This is a genomic window from Pseudomonas sp. IT-P100, assembly GCF_949767185.1.
In the GTDB taxonomy this organism is placed as follows: domain Bacteria; phylum Pseudomonadota; class Gammaproteobacteria; order Pseudomonadales; family Pseudomonadaceae; genus Aquipseudomonas; species Aquipseudomonas fluorescens_B.
Genome location: NZ_CATKQK010000055.1, coordinates 148869 through 167165 on the forward strand (window position 1 = coordinate 148869; position 18297 = coordinate 167165).

The 18297-nt window shown below is 60.5% G+C and carries 12 protein-coding genes; 3 read left to right on the forward strand and 9 right to left on the reverse strand.

Going from position 1 to position 18297, the window contains the following annotated elements:
* Positions 1-171: 171 nt before the first annotated feature.
* Complete coding sequence (locus ACM6IQ_RS24635; protein ID WP_017339618.1) at positions 172-2019, forward strand: sigma-54-dependent Fis family transcriptional regulator; 1848 nt, start codon at positions 172-174, stop codon at positions 2017-2019.
* Between the two features lie 228 nt (positions 2020-2247).
* On the opposite strand, the gene cysS is transcribed toward ACM6IQ_RS24635, so the two are convergent.
* Together cysS and ACM6IQ_RS24645 are read right to left on the reverse strand one after the other, a co-directional pair.
* Positions 2248-3630 (reverse strand): cysteine--tRNA ligase, encoded by a 1383-nt coding sequence (gene cysS, locus ACM6IQ_RS24640; RefSeq protein ID WP_414880075.1) that lies wholly within the window; start codon positions 3628-3630, stop codon positions 2248-2250.
* 17 nt (positions 3631-3647) lie between these two features.
* The gene (locus tag ACM6IQ_RS24645; protein WP_017339620.1) at positions 3648-5348 is read right to left on the reverse strand and encodes a glutamine--tRNA ligase/YqeY domain fusion protein; all 1701 of its coding nucleotides are present in this window, start codon (positions 5346-5348) and stop codon (positions 3648-3650) included.
* Between the two features lie 277 nt (positions 5349-5625).
* On the opposite strand from ACM6IQ_RS24645, the gene ACM6IQ_RS24650 reads away from it, so the two are divergent.
* Positions 5626-6132, forward strand: coding sequence for a peptidylprolyl isomerase (locus ACM6IQ_RS24650; RefSeq protein WP_017339621.1), 507 nt, complete (start codon positions 5626-5628; stop codon positions 6130-6132).
* On the forward strand, positions 6129-6857 hold the full coding sequence (gene lpxH / locus ACM6IQ_RS24655; protein ID WP_017339622.1) for a UDP-2,3-diacylglucosamine diphosphatase: 729 nt from the start codon (positions 6129-6131) through the stop codon (positions 6855-6857). Before ACM6IQ_RS24650 ends, lpxH begins: the two co-directional genes overlap by 4 nt.
* A 21-nt stretch (positions 6858-6878) precedes the next feature.
* Here lpxH and ACM6IQ_RS24660 read toward each other — a convergent pair whose 3' ends face one another.
* From ACM6IQ_RS24660 to ACM6IQ_RS24690, 7 genes are all read right to left on the reverse strand, one after another.
* Positions 6879-8408 (reverse strand): DHA2 family efflux MFS transporter permease subunit, encoded by a 1530-nt coding sequence (locus ACM6IQ_RS24660; protein ID WP_017339623.1) that lies wholly within the window; start codon positions 8406-8408, stop codon positions 6879-6881.
* 241 nt (positions 8409-8649) lie between these two features.
* Positions 8650-9852 (reverse strand): efflux RND transporter periplasmic adaptor subunit, encoded by a 1203-nt coding sequence (locus ACM6IQ_RS24665; protein WP_414880076.1) that lies wholly within the window; start codon positions 9850-9852, stop codon positions 8650-8652.
* A gap of 15 nt (positions 9853-9867) precedes the next feature.
* Positions 9868-11337 carry an efflux transporter outer membrane subunit gene (locus tag ACM6IQ_RS24670; RefSeq protein WP_414880077.1) on the reverse strand — a complete coding sequence of 490 codons (1470 nt, stop codon included), beginning with the start codon at positions 11335-11337 and terminating at the stop codon, positions 9868-9870.
* Positions 11334-11807 carry a MarR family winged helix-turn-helix transcriptional regulator gene (locus ACM6IQ_RS24675; RefSeq protein WP_017339626.1) on the reverse strand — a complete coding sequence of 158 codons (474 nt, stop codon included), beginning with the start codon at positions 11805-11807 and terminating at the stop codon, positions 11334-11336. Before ACM6IQ_RS24675 ends, ACM6IQ_RS24670 begins: the two co-directional genes overlap by 4 nt.
* A 213-nt stretch (positions 11808-12020) precedes the next feature.
* Positions 12021-15689 carry a translocation/assembly module TamB domain-containing protein gene (locus ACM6IQ_RS24680; protein ID WP_414880078.1) on the reverse strand — a complete coding sequence of 1223 codons (3669 nt, stop codon included), beginning with the start codon at positions 15687-15689 and terminating at the stop codon, positions 12021-12023.
* On the reverse strand, positions 15686-17413 hold the full coding sequence (locus tag ACM6IQ_RS24685) for an autotransporter assembly complex protein TamA (RefSeq protein WP_414880079.1): 1728 nt from the start codon (positions 17411-17413) through the stop codon (positions 15686-15688). Before ACM6IQ_RS24685 ends, ACM6IQ_RS24680 begins: the two co-directional genes overlap by 4 nt.
* A 66-nt stretch (positions 17414-17479) precedes the next feature.
* Positions 17480-18130, reverse strand: a complete 651-nt coding sequence (locus tag ACM6IQ_RS24690; protein WP_017339629.1) for a GNAT family N-acetyltransferase — start codon at positions 18128-18130, stop codon at positions 17480-17482.
* Between the last annotated feature and the right edge of the window lie 167 nt (positions 18131-18297).

Sequence of the window (18297 nt, forward strand, 5' to 3'; positions counted from 1 at the left end):
CTGAACAATTGAACAGTTCAACGGTTGACAATGAACAATAGTGAACAACACTCTACGGACTGTTTACGGCCCCACAAAGTCGTGGTGTGCCAGAACCATCACGTGCGACATTCAACGTGATGTGCAAAAAAACCATAAAAACAATAAAAGCTTGCTCAGAGATCGACTGCCATGGCCGCACCCGCCTCGCCGCTCTCCCACGACGCCATCATCCAGGACTCCTGGTCCCGTTGCCGCGCGTTCGGTCTCGATCACCAAAGCGCTCCGGCATTCGACCAATTGCCGGCCGAGGGCATCGCGCAGTTGCTGGAAAGCCAGCATTCACTGGTGCAGACCACCCACCAGGAAGTCCTGCCCTACTACGAGAACATCCTGAGCAATTCCAATTGCCTGATCATGCTCGCCGACAACCAGGGCCAGGTGCTGACCTCTTGGGGCACTCAGCGCTTCATCGAGCCGAGCCTGACCCGTGGCTTCAGCGCCGGCGCCAGTTGGATGGAGCGTTGTAGCGGCACCAATGCGATCGGCACCGCGCTGGCCTGCGAGCAGGCAGTGCACATCGAGCACGATGAACATTTCCTCAAGGCCAACCGCTTCATGACCGGTTCCGCCGCGCCGATTTTCGATGCCGAACGCAAGGTGATCGCGGTGCTGGACGTGTCCAGCGACAGCTACCTGCCGCCGTCCCACACCCTCGGCATGGTCAAGATGATGAGCCAGACCGTGGAAAACCGGCTGATCCTCAACCTGTTCCATGGCCAGCATTTTCAACTGACATTCAACACCGGGTTGAACAACCTCGACAGCCAATGGGCGGGTTTGCTTATTTTCGATGAGAGCGGCCAAGTACTGTCCGCCAACCGCCGGGCCGACAATTTGCTCGGCATCAGTCTGTCGCGGGTCAGTATCGAGAGCCTGTTCAAGGTGTCGCTGCTGGAACTGCTGAATCAGCCGGACGGCTTGCCCTTCTCCCTCCAGGCCTCCGGGCGTAACCGCTTCCAGTGCCTGTTGAAACGCCCGAAACAGGCACCGATTCAGGCGCGGCTATTTTCTGAAACAAAGAGCGCCGAACCTGCCGCAAACGCGCCCGCCGCGATCAGCCTCAATACGCTGCACTTTGGCGACGGTCGCGTGGAAAAAGCCGTGCGCCAGGCCGAGCGCTTGCTGGAAAAAGACATTCCGCTGCTGATTCACGGCGAAACCGGCGTCGGCAAGGAAGTGTTCGTCAAGGCACTGCATCAGGCCAGCTCTCGCAGCAAACAGCCGTTCATTGCCGTCAACTGTGCAGCGATCCCCGCCGAACTGGTGGAATCCGAGCTGTTCGGCTACGAGAAAGGTGCGTTCACCGGTGCAAATCAGAAAGGCAGCATCGGGCTGATCCGCAAGGCTGACAAAGGCACGCTGTTCCTCGATGAGATTGGCGACATGCCACTGCCGACGCAGGCGCGACTGTTAAGGGTTTTGCAGGAACGCTGTGTTCAACCGGTGGGCAGCAGCGAGTTGTACCCGGTGGATATCCGCATCATTTCGGCGACCAACCGCTCGCTACGCGAGCAGGTTCAGTTGGGCCGGTTTCGGGAAGATCTTTATTACCGGATCGGCGGTTTGACCCTCGAATTGCCACCGCTACGGGAACGCAGTGACAAGCAGGCACTGTTCAAGCGTTTGTGGGAGCAACACCGCGAGCCGTCGCAATGGGCCGGGTTGAGTCGAGAAGTGCTCGAACTGTTCGGCCGTCATCCGTGGCCGGGAAATTTACGTCAGGTCAGCAGCGTGATGCAGGTGGCGCTGGCCATGGCTGAAGAACAACCGGTGCGGCCGGAGCATTTGCCGGATGATTTTTTTGTCGATCTTGAGATGGAGCCGGTGGATTCGCCGGAAACCCTGGCGGTGGATTTGAATGATGCCGAGGATTTGAATCGGCAGTTGCAGGCGGCTGGGGGGAATATTTCGCATTTGGCGCGACGTCTCGGAGTCAGCCGCAACACCTTATACAAGCGGTTGCGCCAGGCTGAATGACCAGCCGCCCACACTGTTTGTGTTCGACTGGAGACCATCGCGAGCAGGCTCGCTCCCACAGGGAATCTGTGCCGCGCACAGCACTCAAACATAGCTAAGATCCAATGTGGGAGCGAGCCTGCTCGCGATGACGCCAGCCTGGGCACCGCTGCACTTGCTCCGTCCCAAAAACAAAAACCCGCACAAGGCGGGTTTCTGCTTTTGTAAAAGGCGTAGCCATCACGACAATCAGTCAGCCAGACGCCAGGTCGTGCCGCCCTTGCCATCTTCCAGCACCACGCCCATGGCGGTGAGCTGGTCGCGGATCCGGTCGGATTCAGCCCAGTCTTTAGCCGCACGAGCCGCCAGGCGCGCCGCAATCAGCGCGTCAACCTCAGCCGCATCGACCCGCCCTTCAGCACCGGCCTGCAGGAAGTCATCCGCCTCAAGCTGCAACACCCCCAGCACACTGGCCAGTTCCTTCAAGCGCGCCGCCAGCCCCGCCGCCGCGTCGAGATCGCTCTCGCGCAAACGGTTGATCTCGCGAACCATCTCGAACAGCACCGCGCAGGCTTCCGGCGTGCCGAAGTCGTCGTTCATCACCTGGGTGAAGCGCTCGACAAAGGCTTCGCCGCCAGCCGGCGCCACGCTCGGCAGGCCTTTCAACGCATGGTAGAAACGCTCGAGTGCGCCTTTGGCGTCCTTGAGGTTGTCTTCCGAATAGTTGATAGCACTGCGGTAGTGGCTCGACACCAGCAGGTAACGCACGACTTCCGGGTGGTACTTTTCCAGCACATCGCGGATGGTGAAGAAGTTGTTCAAGGACTTGGACATCTTCTCGCCATTGATGCGAATCATGCCGCAATGCATCCACGTGTTGGCGTAGGTCTTGCCGGTCGCCGCTTCGCTCTGGGCGATTTCGTTTTCGTGGTGCGGGAATTCGAGGTCGCTGCCGCCGCCATGAATGTCGAAGGTCTCGCCCAGGCAGCAGGTCGACATCACCGAGCATTCGATGTGCCAGCCCGGACGCCCGTCGCCCCACGGTGACGGCCAGCTCGGCTCGCCCGGCTTGGCGCCTTTCCACAGCACGAAGTCCAGCGGGTCCTGCTTGGACTCGTCGACTTCGATCCGCGCGCCGATGCGCAGGTCTTCGATTTTCTTGCGCGACAGCTTGCCGTAGCCCATGAACTTGGCGACGCGGTAGTACACGTCGCCATTGCCCGGTGCGTAGGCGTAACCCTTGTCGATCAGGGTCTGGATCATGGTCTGCATGCCAGCGATGTGATCGGTGGCCCGCGGCTCCATGTCCGGCTTGAGGATATTGAGGCGCGCCTCGTCCTCATGCATCGCGGTGATCATGCGTTCGGTCAGCACGTCGAACGGTTCGCCGTTCTCCCTGGCCCGGTTGATGATCTTGTCTTCAATGTCGGTGATGTTGCGCACATACGTCAGGTTATACCCGCTGAACCGCAACCAGCGGGTCACCAGGTCGAACGCGACCATGCTGCGGCCATGGCCAATGTGGCAGTAGTCGTAAACGGTCATCCCGCAGACGTACATGCGCACATTGTTGCCATCCAGCGGCTTGAAGACTTCTTTGCTCTTGGTGAGCGTGTTGTAGATCGAAAGCACGTTAGAGGTTCCTTGAATCACTGGCCCCACGAATCACGCAAGGTCACGGTACGGTTGAACACCGGATGACCGGGTTTCGAGTCCTTGATATCCGCGCAGAAGTAACCTTCGCGCTCGAACTGGAAACGGTCTTCCGGCTGTGCATTGCCCAGCGAAGGCTCAGCACGACAACCGGTCAGCACTTGCAGCGAGTCAGGGTTGATGTTGTCCAGGAAACTGGCGCTGTCTTCGGCCTTCTCAGGGTTCGGCGAGCGGAACAGGCGATCGTACAGACGCACTTCGCACTCGACGCTGGCCGCGGCCGGTACCCAGTGAACCACGCCTTTGACCTTGCGGCCTTCAGGGTTCTTGCCCAATGTTTCCGGGTCGTAGGAGCAACGCAGTTCAACGATGTTGCCGTCGGCGTCCTTGATCGCTTCGTCGGCACGGATCACGTAGCTGCCGCGCAGACGCACTTCGCCGTTCGGCTCCAGGCGCTTGTAGCCCTTTGGTGGCTCTTCCATGAAGTCATCGCGGTCGATGTAGATTTCACGGGAGAACGGAAGCTTGCGCACACCCAGTTCTTCTTTTTGCGGATGACGCGGCAGTTCGAGGTGATCGACCTTGTCTTCCGGGTAGTTGGTAATCACGACCTTCAGCGGACGCAGCACGCACATGGCGCGCGGAGCGTTCTGGTCCAGATCCTGACGAATGCTGAATTCAAGCATGCCGAAGTCGACCACGCCGTCGGAACGGTTGGTGCCGACCATGTCGCAGAAGTTGCGGATCGACGCCGGTGTGTAGCCACGGCGGCGGAAACCGGACAACGTGGACATGCGCGGATCGTCCCAACCGAAAACGTGCTTTTCATCGACCAGTTGCTTGAGCTTGCGCTTGCTGGTGATGGTGTAGTTCAGGTTCAGGCGGCTGAACTCGTACTGACGCGGTTTCGCCGGCACGGGCAGGTTCTCGAGGAACCATTCGTACAGCGGACGGTGGCTTTCGAACTCCAGGGTGCAGATCGAGTGGGTGATGCCTTCGATGGCGTCCGACTGACCGTGGGTGAAGTCGTAGTTCGGGTAGATGCACCACTTGTCGCCGGTCTGGTGGTGATGCGCGTGACGGATGCGGTACATGATCGGGTCGCGCAGGTTCATGTTCGGCGAGGCCATGTCGATCTTGGCCCGCAGCACGCGTGCGCCGTCCGGGAATTCGCCGGCGCGCATGCGGGCGAACCAGTCGAGGTTCTCTTCGACGCTGCGATCACGGAACGGGCTGTTCTTGCCCGGCTCGGTCAGGCTGCCACGGTATTCCTTGGCTTGCTCCGGGCTCAGGTCGTCGACGTAGGCTTTGCCGGCCTTGATCAGTTCAACGGCCCAATCGTGCAGCTGATCGAAATACTGCGAGGCGTAGCGCACTTCGCCGGACCATTCGAAGCCCAGCCATTTGACGTCGCTTTCGATCGCGTCGATGTACTCCTGGTCTTCCTTGGCCGGGTTGGTGTCGTCGAAACGCAGGTGGGTGACGCCGCCAAACTCCTGGGCCAGACCGAAGTTCACACAGATCGACTTGGCGTGACCGATGTGCAGGTAACCGTTGGGTTCAGGCGGGAAACGGGTGACGATCTGCGTGTGCTTACCCGAGTCCAGGTCCGCCTGGATGATCGGGCGCAGGAAATTGACCGGCACGGCAGGGCCGGTCTTGGAATTCGAGGTAGGGTCGACAGTGGGCTTGCTCATAGGATCCTTGAACGTACAAGTGCGCGGCCAGTTGGCCAAATCAAAGCGGCGGTTAAAACAAAGGGGCTTATCATAGCCGATGCCGTCAAGTCGCTGACAGTACAGGCCCGAAAACGGCTGCATTTAATCGGATGCAAATGAAAAACAGCCTCGAAATTCGCGCCCGGCACGCTAAACTGCGCACCTTGGCCGACACCGGCCGGACCGGTTGAGGGCTCAATAGCCCCGAAACCCACGAATTCCCAGAAAACGCAGTACCTAAAAAGAGTCCCCGATCATGACCCAAGTCAAACTGACCACCAACCATGGCGACATCGTCCTGGAACTGAATGCCGAGAAAGCCCCGATCACCGTGGCCAACTTCATCGAGTACGTCAAAGCCGGTCACTACGAAAACACCGTTTTCCACCGCGTCATCGGTAACTTCATGATCCAGGGCGGCGGTTTCGAGCCAGGCATGAAAGAAAAGAAAGACAAGCGCCCAAGCATCCAGAACGAAGCCGACAACGGTCTGCCGAACGAGAAGTACAGCGTGGCCATGGCTCGTACCATGGAGCCGCATTCGGCGTCCGCCCAGTTTTTCATCAACGTCGCTGACAACAGCTTCCTGAACCACAGCGCCAAGACCACCCAGGGCTGGGGCTACGCGGTGTTCGCCAAAGTCGTTGCCGGCACCGATGTTGTCGACAAGATCAAAGGTGTTTCCACCACCTCCAAGGCCGGCCACCAGGACGTGCCAGCAGACGACGTGATCATCGAGAAAGCCGAGATCATCGAAGCGTGATACTGCTGATTTCAGACTTGCATCTGGAAGAGGAGCGCCCGGACATCACCCGGGCGTTTCTGGATTTGCTCGCCGGACGCGCCCGTTCGGCGAGTGCGTTGTACATCCTGGGCGACTTTTTCGAGGCGTGGATTGGCGACGATGCCATGACGCCCTTTCAGCGTTCCATCTGCCAGGCCCTGCGCGACCTCAGCGACAGCGGCACGGCCATTTTTCTGATGCACGGCAATCGCGACTTCATGCTGGGCCAGGCCTTCTGCAAACAGGCCGGCTGTACGTTGCTGAAGGACCCGAGTGTCGTGCAGTTCAACGGCGAGCCGGTGCTGTTGATGCACGGCGACAGCCTCTGTACCCGCGACGAGGCTTATATGAAGCTGCGTCGCTACCTGCGCAACCCGATTACCCTGTTCATCCTGCGCCACCTGCCCCTGCGCACTCGCCATAAACTGGCGCGCAAACTGCGCAGCGAAAGCCGGACGCAGACGCGGATGAAGGCCAATGACATCGTGGATGTCACGCCGGAAGAAGTGCCGCGGATCATGCAGGAATATGGCGTGAAGACATTGATTCATGGCCATACCCATCGCCCCGCCATCCACAAGTTGCAGATTGGCGAGCAAGCGGCCAAACGCATTGTGTTGGGGGACTGGGATCGTCAGGGCTGGGCGTTACAGGTGGATGAGCACGGGTTTGCACTGGCGCCATTTGATTTCGCTACCCCTTAAGATCAAAAGATCGCAGCTAAATCAATGCCCTGCCGCCGCAGGCCCGGCCTTCGCCGCAAACGGCGGTTTCGCCAGCCACACGATCACGATCAACCCCATGAACGCCCACCCCAGCAACGTGAAGTAATCCACGGTGGAAAGCATGTACGCCTGACTCGTCAGTACATGATCGAGCTGCGCGTACGCCGGGTTGCTCGCACCGCCCAGGCTGTTCAACGCCTCCCGGGTCGCGGGTTCATAAGTGCTGATGCTTTCGCTCATGTAGGCATGATGCTGATCCGCCCGGCGAATCCAGATCCAGGTCGTCAATGACGCCGCAAAACTGCCGCCCAGGGTCCGCAGGAAGGTCGCGAGGCCCGCGCCGTCGGCGATCTGGCTCGGTGGCAGGTCCGACATCAAAATGCTCAAGGTCGGCATGAAGAACAGCGCCACGCCAATGCCCATGAACAGTTGCACCAGGGCGATGTGCTGGAAATCCACTTCGTTGGTGAACCCGGCGCGCATGAAACAGCTCAGGCCAATGGCCAGGAACGCCAGGCCTGCCAATAACCGCAGGTCGAACTTGTGCGCGTACTTGCCGACAAATGGCGACATCAACACCGGTAAAATCCCGATCGGCGCCACCGCCAACCCGGCCCACGTTGCCGTGTAGCCCATCTGGGTTTGCAGCCATTGCGGCAGGATCAGGTTGATCCCGAAGAACCCGGCGTACCCCAACACCAACACAATCGTACCGATGCGGAAGTTGCGATACGCAAACAACCGCAGGTTGACCACCGGGTGCTGGTCGGTCATTTCCCAGATCACGAACACCGCCAGCGCAATCGCGGAAATGGCCGCGCCGATGAGGATGAAATTCGACTCGAACCAGTCGAGGTCGTTACCCTTGTCGAGGATCACCTGCAACGCGCCGACACCGATGATCAGCGTGATCAGACCGACGTAATCCATCGGCTGATAACTGGTCACCACCGGCCGCGCCTTGAGCTGCGAACGCACGACCATGACCGCGAAAACCCCGATCGGCACGTTGATAAAGAAGATCCACGGCCAGCTGTAGCTGTCGGTGATCCAGCCGCCAAGAATCGGCCCGGCAATCGGCGCAACCACCGTAACCATCGCCAGCAACGCCAGGGCCATGCCACGCCTGGCAGGCGGGTAGACCGCGATCAGCAGCGTCTGGGTCATCGGGTACAACGGCCCGGCCACCAGGCCTTGCAGCACCCGAAAACCGATCAGTTCCGGCATCGAGGTGGAAATGCCGCAGAGAAACGAGGCCAGCACAAACAGAATGGTCGCCCAGAGAAACAGCTTCACCTCACCAAATCGCCGGCTCAGCCAACCAGTCAGCGGCAGAGCGATGGCGTTGCTCACCGCAAACGAGGTGATCACCCACGTGCCCTGCTCCGAACTCACGCCCAGGTTGCCGGAAATGGTTGGCAACGCCACGTTGGCGATGGTGGTGTCGAGCACTTGCATGAAGGTCGCCAGCGACAGGCCGATGGTGCTGAGCAGCAGGCTGGGCGGCGTGAAAGACGCGTTATTGCTCATCGCGAGTCCTTTGAAACCTGATGGGCGCTGCGCCTGTTACAGACACAGCTGACCGTGTGGGAGCGGGCTTTTGTGGCACGGGAGCCTCTGTGGTGAGAGAGCTTTGGTGGAACAGCTTTTGTGGCAAGCCAGCTTTTTGTGGCGAGGGAGCTTGCTCCCGCCGGGTTGCGAAGCGGCCCCAAAAGCTGTGCGACCGCTTCGCAGCCGAGCGGGAGCAAGCTTCACCCACACAGGTTAGGTGTCAGCGCTGAGCGGTTTTGCTGACCGCCGCGCTGTTGTCGTGGATCAACTGCGTGATCATGGCGTCGGCCTCTGCCAACTGCCGGTCATAGACGTTGGTGCTGAACGAAGCCTTTTGCGGCGGCTGTTGCGCCAGCACCGGACCGCTCTGGTCGCGCAGGTTCACATCGACCTGAGTCGACAGGCCAACGCGCAAAGGGTGTTTGGCCAATTCTTCGGCGTTGATGTGAATCCGCACCGGCACACGCTGCACGATCTTGATCCAGTTACCGGTGGCGTTCTGTGCCGGCAGCAGGGCAAACGCACTGCCGGTGCCGGCGCCGAGGCTGTCGATGGTGCCGCTGAACTTCACGTCGCTGCCGTAGAGGTCGGCCTGGATATCGACCGGCTGGCCGATGCGCATGTCGCGCAGCTGGGTTTCCTTGAAGTTGGCGTCGATCCACAGCTGATCCAGCGGAATCACCGCCATCAACGCGGTGCCCGGCTGGACCCGTTGACCGAGTTGCACAGAGCGCTTGGCGACATAACCGGTCACCGGTGCAATCAAGGTGCTGCGGGAATTGTTCAGGTACGCCTGGCGCAATTGCGCGGCGGCCGACATCACGTCAGGGTGCGACGACACCACGGTGTCATCCACCAGGGCGCTGGTGGTTTTCAGTTGCTGCTTCGCATTGGCCAGGGCGTTTTGTGCCGAGATCAGGTCGTCACGAGCGTGGGACAGTTCTTCCTGGGAAATCGCCCCGCCTGCCGCGAGATTTTTCCGGCGGTTGAAGTTGTCCTGAGCCTTCTGCACTTCCGCCTGCTGAGCATTGACCTGGGCTTTCATGCCGTCGACGTTGCTGTACAAACCACGCACTTGACGCACGGTGCGAGCCAGATTGGCCTGGGCACTTTGCAGACCGACCTGTGCGTCGTTCGGGTCGAAGTTGATCAGCACCTGGCCTTCATGGACCAGGTCGCCATCGTCGGCACCAATGCTGACCACGGTGCCGGTGACCAGCGGGGTGATTTCCACCACGTTGCCGTTCACATAGGCGTCGTCAGTGCTCTCGTTCCAGCGCCCGTAGAATTCGTGATAACCCCAGACACCGACACCGGCGAGGATCACCACGATGGCGAGAACGACCAGCATGACCTTGCGTTTGCGCGGGTTGCTGGTGTCTTGCGCGTTGTCAGGGGTTGGGGTGTTTTCTGCAGTGGCCATGACCATCACCTTGAATTAGTTGTGCTGCGTGGCTGGGGTTGCGTTGGCCGCGGTCAGGGTGTCGCCCTGAAAACCGCCGCCCAGCGCTTGCATCAGTTGGATCGACAGGTCGATCCGCTCCGCATTCAGGTTGGCCAGCTGACGCTGGGCCTGGAGCAACTGCTGCTCGATGCTGAGCACGTCCAGGTAGTTTCCGATGCCGGAACCGTAACGCTGGACCACGGTGTTGTAAGAATCCTGGGCAATGTCGGTGGCGTGCTGCTGAGCGCCGATTTGCCGGCCGATATCGCGCAACTGATTGATGGTGTCGCTGACATCACCCAACGCTCGCACCAGGCTTTTGTTGTACTGCGCCACCGCGAGGTCGTAATCGGCGTCCCGGGCATCGAGGTCGGCGCGCAGGCGGCCACCGTCGAAAATCGGCACCGAAATCGTCGGCGCGATGTTGAAGAAACGACTGGCCGAACCAAACATCGCGTCACCCAACAACGATTCGGCACCGGCCGCGGCGCTCAGGTTGAGATTGGGATAGAACCGGGTTTTTCCGGCATCGATGTTCTTGCTCGCCGCCTCGACGCGCCAACGTGCGGCGACCAGATCCGGACGACGACCGAGCAACTCGGCGGGCAGGACCGATGGCAACGCGACGGCGCTGGCCTGAAGGATCTTCGGCCGGGCGATGTCGTTGCCGCGGTCCGGGCCTTTGCCGAGTAACACCGCCAGGGCGATTTTCGTGCTTTGCAGGCGTTTCTCAGCGTCGATCAGACTGGCTTCGGACGTGGCCTCGAGACTTTCGGTTTGCTGGAACTGATACTGACTGTCGATCCCGGAACTCAGGCGACGCTGGCTCAGGTCGAGCATTTGTCTGGTGCGCTTGAGGTCTTCCTGGGCCAGGTCGTGAATGATATGCGCCTGCCCCAGATCGCTATAGGCGCGGGCAACGTCGGCGGACAACGTCAGTTGCGCCGCTTGCTGATCGACTTCGGCAGCGCGGGCCTGGCCCAACGCCGCTTCCCAGGCGTCACGCTGACCGCCCCAAAGGTCGAAGTTGTAATTGAAACTGGCGCCGATATTACGCACGGTGGAGTACGCATCGCCCTCGCCTCGCGGGTCTTGATCCCGCGCCAGACGCGAACGGCTGACGCCGGCGCTGGCATCGAGGGTCGGCATCCGCGCCGCGTCGGCAGCGTACGCAGCAGCGCTGGCCTGATGGGCGCGGGCGTCGGCGATCTGCATGTCCGGGCTGTCGTGCAACGCTTCGCGGATCAGACCGTCGAGCTGCGGGTCGCCGAGGCTTTTCCACCAGTCGCTTTTCGGCCAGGCCGCGGGCGACAGGGTCACGCCGCTGAGGGATTGCCCGGCCTTGAGGGTTTTCGCATCGAGGCTTTTGCCTTCGGTGGTCAGGCCGCTGTAGCTGGCGCAACCGGCCAGGGTCATGGCCGCCAGCACCAGGCTCAGGCCGGCACGCAAGGTTTTGCCGCTCATTGGTCACCTACCCGCAGCAGCGTGATCGAGTCACCGGCTGCCACCAGAATTTTCTTCAGGATCTGTTCCAGGGTTTTCAGCTCGTCCGGAGTGATCGCGCCGGCCAGTTCGTTCATGGCGTCGGCACCGATTTCCGGCAGACGGTCGGTCAAGCGTTGGCCTTGCTCAGTTAACACAAGCTGCACCTGACGGCGATCCGCCTCGGAACGCTGGCGGGCGAGGAAACCTTTCTGTTCCAGACGATCGAGCATGCGGGTCATCGAACCGCTGTCCAGCGACAGGTGACGGCACAGCTCGGCCGGGGTGTCGACGCCGAACTGCGCCATGATGATCAGCACTTTGAACTGCGCGGCGGTGATGCCGTGGGGTTCCATGTGCGTGTCGATGATCCGGTCTTTGAGCAGCGCAGCGCGCCCGAGCAAGAGGCCGAGATGACACGTGTGGAATTCGTCCGGGGTGAAATGCTTCATCTGACCACCAATTAGCTGCCTAGGCAGAGAATGTATGTCGAGATGTTACTGCCTAGGCAGCGAATGTCAACGTAATAGTTAGGTTGCTTTGTATTTAGCGGATAAATGGCGGATTGGAAAAACAAAAAGATCGCAGCCTTCGACAGCGCCTACAGGTGTACACAAAACCCTGTAGGAGTTGCCGAAGGCTGCGATCTCTTGATTTTGAGGGGTCTAGAAATCCCGCTTGTAGAAGATATCCAGCGAACTGGCCACGCCACCCGCCGCTTCGAGGTAAACCTTCTTGCTCAGCTTGTAACGCAAGGCAATGGTGTTGGCCGGTTCGAACACACCAACGCCATAACGCAGGCTGAGTTTCTCGGAAATATTGCCGCTGGCCACCACGCTCGTCGTATTGCCGCTGCCTTCGGTATCGAGCTGGAAATCCTGAATTCCCAGGTCGCTGGCCAGTTTGCCGGTGACCCCGGAACTGCCCATCAAACCCAGGCCGAGTGCGGCCTGCGCCAGCATGTTGTTGTCTTCACCGGTCGTACTCAACGGACGCCCCAGCACCAGATACGACAAGGCCTGTTCCTGACTCATCGCCGGTTCGGAGAAAATCTGCGTGGTCGGCTGCTCGGCGCTGCCGCTCAGGCGAATGCCGGCGATGACGTCGTCGGTCTGGCGAATCGCCTCGATGTCCAGATACGGCTGATCGATCGGGCCGGCAAACAGCAAGCGCGCCCTACGCACCGTCAGCCGCTGGCCATAGGCGCGATAACGCCCGTCGTTGAGCCACAGCTCGCCGCGGGTGTCCATGTTGTCGCCGATGTGCACGTGCCCTTGCAGGTTGGCGGTGAGGCCAAATCCGGCGAAGCTCAGTTTGTCCTCGCCAACTGCCACATCGATGTCCATTTTCATCGCCAGTGGCGGTGTGCCCTCTTCGGTTTGCTGACCGATGATCACCGTGTCATCGGAGACTTTGACTGTCGATGGCGGTAACTCGCGCACGGTGATTTCACCCCGCGGCACCAACACTTTGCCGGCAATGGCCAGCTCGTCGCCCTTCATCGAGATCTTCAGGTCCGGTGCGACTTCGAGCTTGGCGTACGGTTCGACCGTGACCGGCAACTGCGAGCCTTTGAGCGCCAGATCGACCACCAGCGCCTGACCCCAGGCGATACTGCCGGTCAAGCTGCCCTGCCCGCTCTTGCCGCTTTTCCAGCCGCCGTTCAATTGCACCGTTTCACCGGCGATCAGCGCTTGAAGCTGCAAGGCTTCAAGGTCCATCGGCAACTCAGGCCCGGAGATTTCACCGTCGCTCAGTAACAGATTGCCGTTTACCAGAGGTGCCATTAGCGTGCCTGCGATCGTGCCGCTGCCATTCAGGCGCCCGGTCAGTTTCTCGACCATCGGCACAAACGGTCGCGCCACGGACAAATCGAGGCCATTGAGACGGAAAGAGCCGCTCAGCGGCTTGTTCTTCGGCAGCGGATTGATCTGCGCCTGCACACTCAATTCGCCAAGCTTGCCGCCGACGAAGTTGAGGTCGGTGTCGATGCGTTTGGGCGTGAGTTTGCTGGTGAGTCTCAGGGTCTGGTACGGGAAATCCAGCCACTGATCCTTGTCCTTGATGCGCAAGGTGCCACCGCTGGCGTCGAGGCTGATCTGGCCGTCCGGGCCGCTGGCGGGCAGGTCCAGTTGCAGGTCGGCGTTGAGCCGGCCCTTCCAGGCGAAATCCTTCGGCAACCACTGCGCCAGGCTGTCGATCGGGAATTGCTTGAGGTGATATCGCAGCTTCGGCTCAGGCATCAGGCGCTGATCTTCACCGCACAGACTGGCCGGCCCGGACATCCAGCAATGGGCACCGAAGTTGATTTTGCCGTCCACCAGCCGTTCAAGTTTCGCCGGACCTTGCAGTTTCCAGTCCTGACCGCCGGCCTGTATATCGCCACTGGCCAGACGTCCGCGCCAGTTTCCTTTGTCCAGATTGCCGTCGAAGCCAAGGGCCAACTTCAGCTGCGGGCCTTGCAGATCGAGCGCCAGTTTCTGATTCTTGATATCGCCCTGACCGCTGGCGGTCAGCGTGCCCAGCGAGGTGTCGCCCGCCTGGATGCCGCTGCCCTTGAGGTCGATTTTCGCCCGTTGCGCGCTGTCGAGGGTGGCGTCAAGGTTCAGGCTTTGCAGGCGATTGTCCTGGAACGCCAGCTGCGTGCCTTGCAGCCCGAGCTTGCCTTGCGGCGCCTTGAGCGTGCCGGCGACATCGACGCGGCCATTGAGCTGACCACGCAATTGCGGCCAGAGCTGGGCCAGGCGCGACAGCTTGATGTCGATCTGTCCGGCGAGCTTCTGTTGCAGGCTGCCCTTGCCGGTGATGCTGTTATCACCCAGACGGATTTTCAGCGCGCTGAGGTTCCATAGCTCACCGGCACCATCGGCCTTCGCTTGCAGAACGGCCGGTTGGCCACGCAGTTTGCCCTTCAGATCGAGGTCTGCATTCAGGCTGAGCTTTTCATTCTTCATCTCGCCTTTGCTGCGCAACGGTCCGGCCAGGGTGCCCGGCAACTCCGCAACCCAATACGCCGGGTTGATCGCCGAGAGGTCGAGCGCGGTGTCCCAGGCAATGCCATCGGCAAATTGCAGGTTCAGGTGCCCTTCGGCCTTGCCCTGCCCGGCTTCGAGCTGGATTTGTTGCAGGTAGATTTTCGTCAGGTCACCGGCGAACGGGCTGCTCAGGCTGAACGCTCCGGCCGGGCCATCCAGCGCCGCTTTGAAGTTGCCGAGGTAGTTGCCGTCGGTGTAAGAGACCTCACCGTTGAAGCTGCGCAGGGCCACTTCCGGCTCATCGATCAGCGGATAAAGCCGGTGCCAGGGGAAATCCAGCCAGTCGATTTTCGCCGTGGCGTTCAGGCCTTTGCTCCAGTCCACAACGCCAGTGAGCTTGAGGCTTTGCTTGTCGTTGGCGGTCAGGTCCAGCGCGGCGATCTGCGCGCCGTTGGCGTCGACCTTGCCTTGCAGCGACAACGCGACCGGGCCCTGCTCGGCGGGCAGCGAGGCGTTGCCGCGCAACTGGTAGCCGTTTTTCAGGTCACCGTCGCCGGTGAGCTCCACTTGATTGAGTTGCAGCGTGTCCGGCAGATCGGCGCTGGGTTTAAAGCCGTCGGCGGTGATCCGCACCGTAGCCGGCAGATTGTCCACCAGCGGCTGCAACTCGCCGGTCAGTTGGCCGTTCAGGTAACCGCTGCTGTCGGCTTTCAGGTTCAGGGTTTTCAGCAGGTCGCCGTCAACCTTCAGGGCCAGCGCCCAGGGTTCAGGGGCTGGCAGGGTCAGTTTGCCTTCGGCCTTGATTGGCCAGTTGCCGGTGGGCTGCAGCAGACCGGACAGGTTCAGGCTCAACTCGTCACGTTGCAGTTGCACGGAGTCGATCTGCAACCCCTGTTCGGTCCAGTGCGCCGCCAGTTGCAGGCCTTTGAGTTCTTCGCTGCCATTGAACAGCAGGCTGCCGATCTGCACATCGCCCAGTTGAATGGCCAATGGCAATTTCAGGTCCGGCAGCGTGATCGGTCCGCTGTTTTCTTCGTCGGGGCCCGGCGGGAATTGCAGGCTGACCTGATCAGCCTTCAGTTGCTCGATGCACAGGGTCATGCGCGTCAGGCACAACGGCGACCAGGCGAAAATCACTTTATCCAGCTCAACCCGACTGGTGTCCTGCTGCCAGACCAGATGGTCGGCGCTCCACTGCCCGCCCAGTCGACCCTGGAAATTCTCGACGGTCAGACCCGGCACAAACCCGAGTGCCCAGCGGCTGCCGGTCGCCGTGCCCAGCACGGTGGTCACGGTCAGCAGTACCAGCATCAGCAGTGCCAGAATCGCCAGCAGCGTTACTTTCAAACCACGCTTCACAGCTCAGGCCCCATGGAAAAGTGCAGTCGAATACCGCCGTCGTCGTCCATCGCGTGGGCCAGGTCGAGGCGAATCGGCCCCACCGGTGATACCCAGCGCACGCCGATACCGACGCCGGTCTTGAGGTCGGGCAGTTCGAGTTTGTTGAAGGAGTTGCCCTGATCAATGAAGGTCGCAACCCGCCATTTTTCGGCGATGGAATATTGATACTCGACGCTGCCGGCAATCATGTAGCGGCCACCGATGCGGTCGCCGTCGGAGTTTTCCGGGGACAGGCTCTGGTAGTCGTACCCGCGCACGCTCTGATCGCCACCGGCAAAGAAGCGCAGCGACGGCGGCACCGATTTGTAGCCGTTGGTGGCGCTGCCGCCCACCTGCACCCGACCGAGAAAACGGTGTTTATCGAACACCGTGGTCAAGCCTTTCACCAGCGCCGTGCCGTACAGCAGGTTGGTGTCGGAAGCCAATCCTTCCTTGGCCACTTTGGTTTCAAATTGCAGGCGATAGCCGTTGTGCGGATCGATGCGGTTGTCGCTTTTCAGGTACGAATAGCTGACGCCGGGCATCAGCAAGGTGCTCAGCCCCGAATCGTCGCCGAGCCGATACTCTTCGCGCTGCCATTTCAGCGACACCACCCGCTGCCAGCCGCTGGGCAACTTGCTGTGCCACTCGGGACCGAGGGTCAGCAACTTGCTCAGGCTGTCCTTGTCGGCAATTTCTTCACTTTGATAACCACCGGCGAAGCGCAGTTTGTCGGTCAGCGGCGGGTCGAGTGGAATGTCGTAGAACAGCCCGACGTTTTGGCGTGGCGCCGAGACTTCGGTTTCCCAGCCATAGCTGTGCCCTTGCGGGTTGACCCAGTGTCGGGTCCAGTTGGCCTTGACCCGTGGGCCGACGTCGGTGGAAAAACCCAGGCCGAGGCCCATCGTCCGTGGCTTGCGGGTTTCGAGTTTGACGTCCACCGGGATCACGTCGTTCCTGGACGCCGTGGGCGCGGCATCGACGCGCACGCCTTCGAAATAGCCGCTCGATTGCAGATTCTGGTTCAGTTCGGCGATCAGTTCGGAGTCATACGGCGCTCCCGCCTTGAACGGCACCATGCGTTGCAGCAGTTCTTCGTCGAATGGCGTGTCCCCCTCGAAACTGACTTTGCCGAGGGCATAACGTGGGCCGCTTTCGTAGATCAGTTCGATGTCGGCAACGCCCGCTCGCGGGTCGACCGACAGCTTCTGCCGAGTGAAGTAGCCACTGAAAAAACCGAAACGCGAAGCCTGGTTCTGGATCAGCCGCTTGGCGTCTTCGTAGCGGCCATGATTGAGTACCGCACCGGTTTTCAGCGCGTCGCTTTTCGGTACACGAAAGGATTTGAGGGAAGCGGCAGGGCCGTCGATGCGAATAGTGACATTGCGCAAATGCACCGGCTCGCCCGGATCGACATTCATGACCAGGCGCGGCGTGTTGCCGCCCTTCACGTCCGTGTCGATCTGCGGCTGGTAATAACCCAGGGCCTGGGCAGCCTTGCGCGCCTGCTCTTCGGCGCCACGACTGAAGCGCAACAAGGCTTCTTCGTCACGATCGCCGAGGCTGCCGATATAGCCTTCTATATTGGCCTTCAGTTCGTCGTTGGACGGTTTGATCCGCACATCCAATTCACTTTGCGCCAGCGCCGCGCAGCTGGTGATCAGCATCAGCACGCCACTGGTAATTCTTCCTGGAAACTTCATAGGCGCGGATGCTATCACGAGCTTGGGAGCGTGATAGAGCCTTGCGTCCCGTGAAAGTTCTACCGTTTATGCCGAAGCGGTTTGCAACACTTGCGGATTGGCATGGAAAAACACATGTTCGCGGACCGGTCCTACGGCGACCTCGCCGATTTCTTCATAACCCTGACGCTTGTAGAACTCCAGATAACGCGGATTCCCGGTATCGAGCACCACACCTTCGGAGTGTTCATCGACCGCGCACCAGTTGTGCACCGCCTGCAATAGCTGCTCGCCGAAGTGCTTGCCCTGGAATTGCGGATGAATCCCCAGCAACGGCAGCAAGTGCACCGAGTCGGACGGCACGCACGCCATCACTGCATCGTGGTACTCGAGGTAGCGGCGCGTGCAGCGAAACCCGGTGCTGAGCACCATCCGCAGGCGCCACGCCCAGCTTTCGGTAATGCCCAGGCGACGTTGCGGCGGCGCGATCAGGGCGATGCCGATCAAGCGATCGTTGACCAGCAGGCCGATGGCTGGCAAATCCTGAAGAAAGTGCTGTTTGACCAGTTCGCGCACGGTGGCGCGGACCCGCTGTTCATAACCGGGGCGCTCGGCTTCGAAGAGGTAGCCGTAGGTCGGTTCGTGGCGGTAGGCCTGATAGAGCAGGGAGCGGGCTTCGCGGGAGTAGCCGCTGTCGAGCATGTGGATATCGGCGATGGCGGTCGAGGTTTCGGGCATAGCGGTAGATCTCCCCGGCACAGCTCGGGTGGCTGCGCTCTTATTGGTACGAGTTTGTCTGCGCCCATACAGTTCCTTGCTGATCTGGAATCAGTGCGGGTGCATAAGTCGTCATTGCGAGCAGGCTCGCTCCCACAAGGTATAGACCAGTCTCGATAATCGGGAGG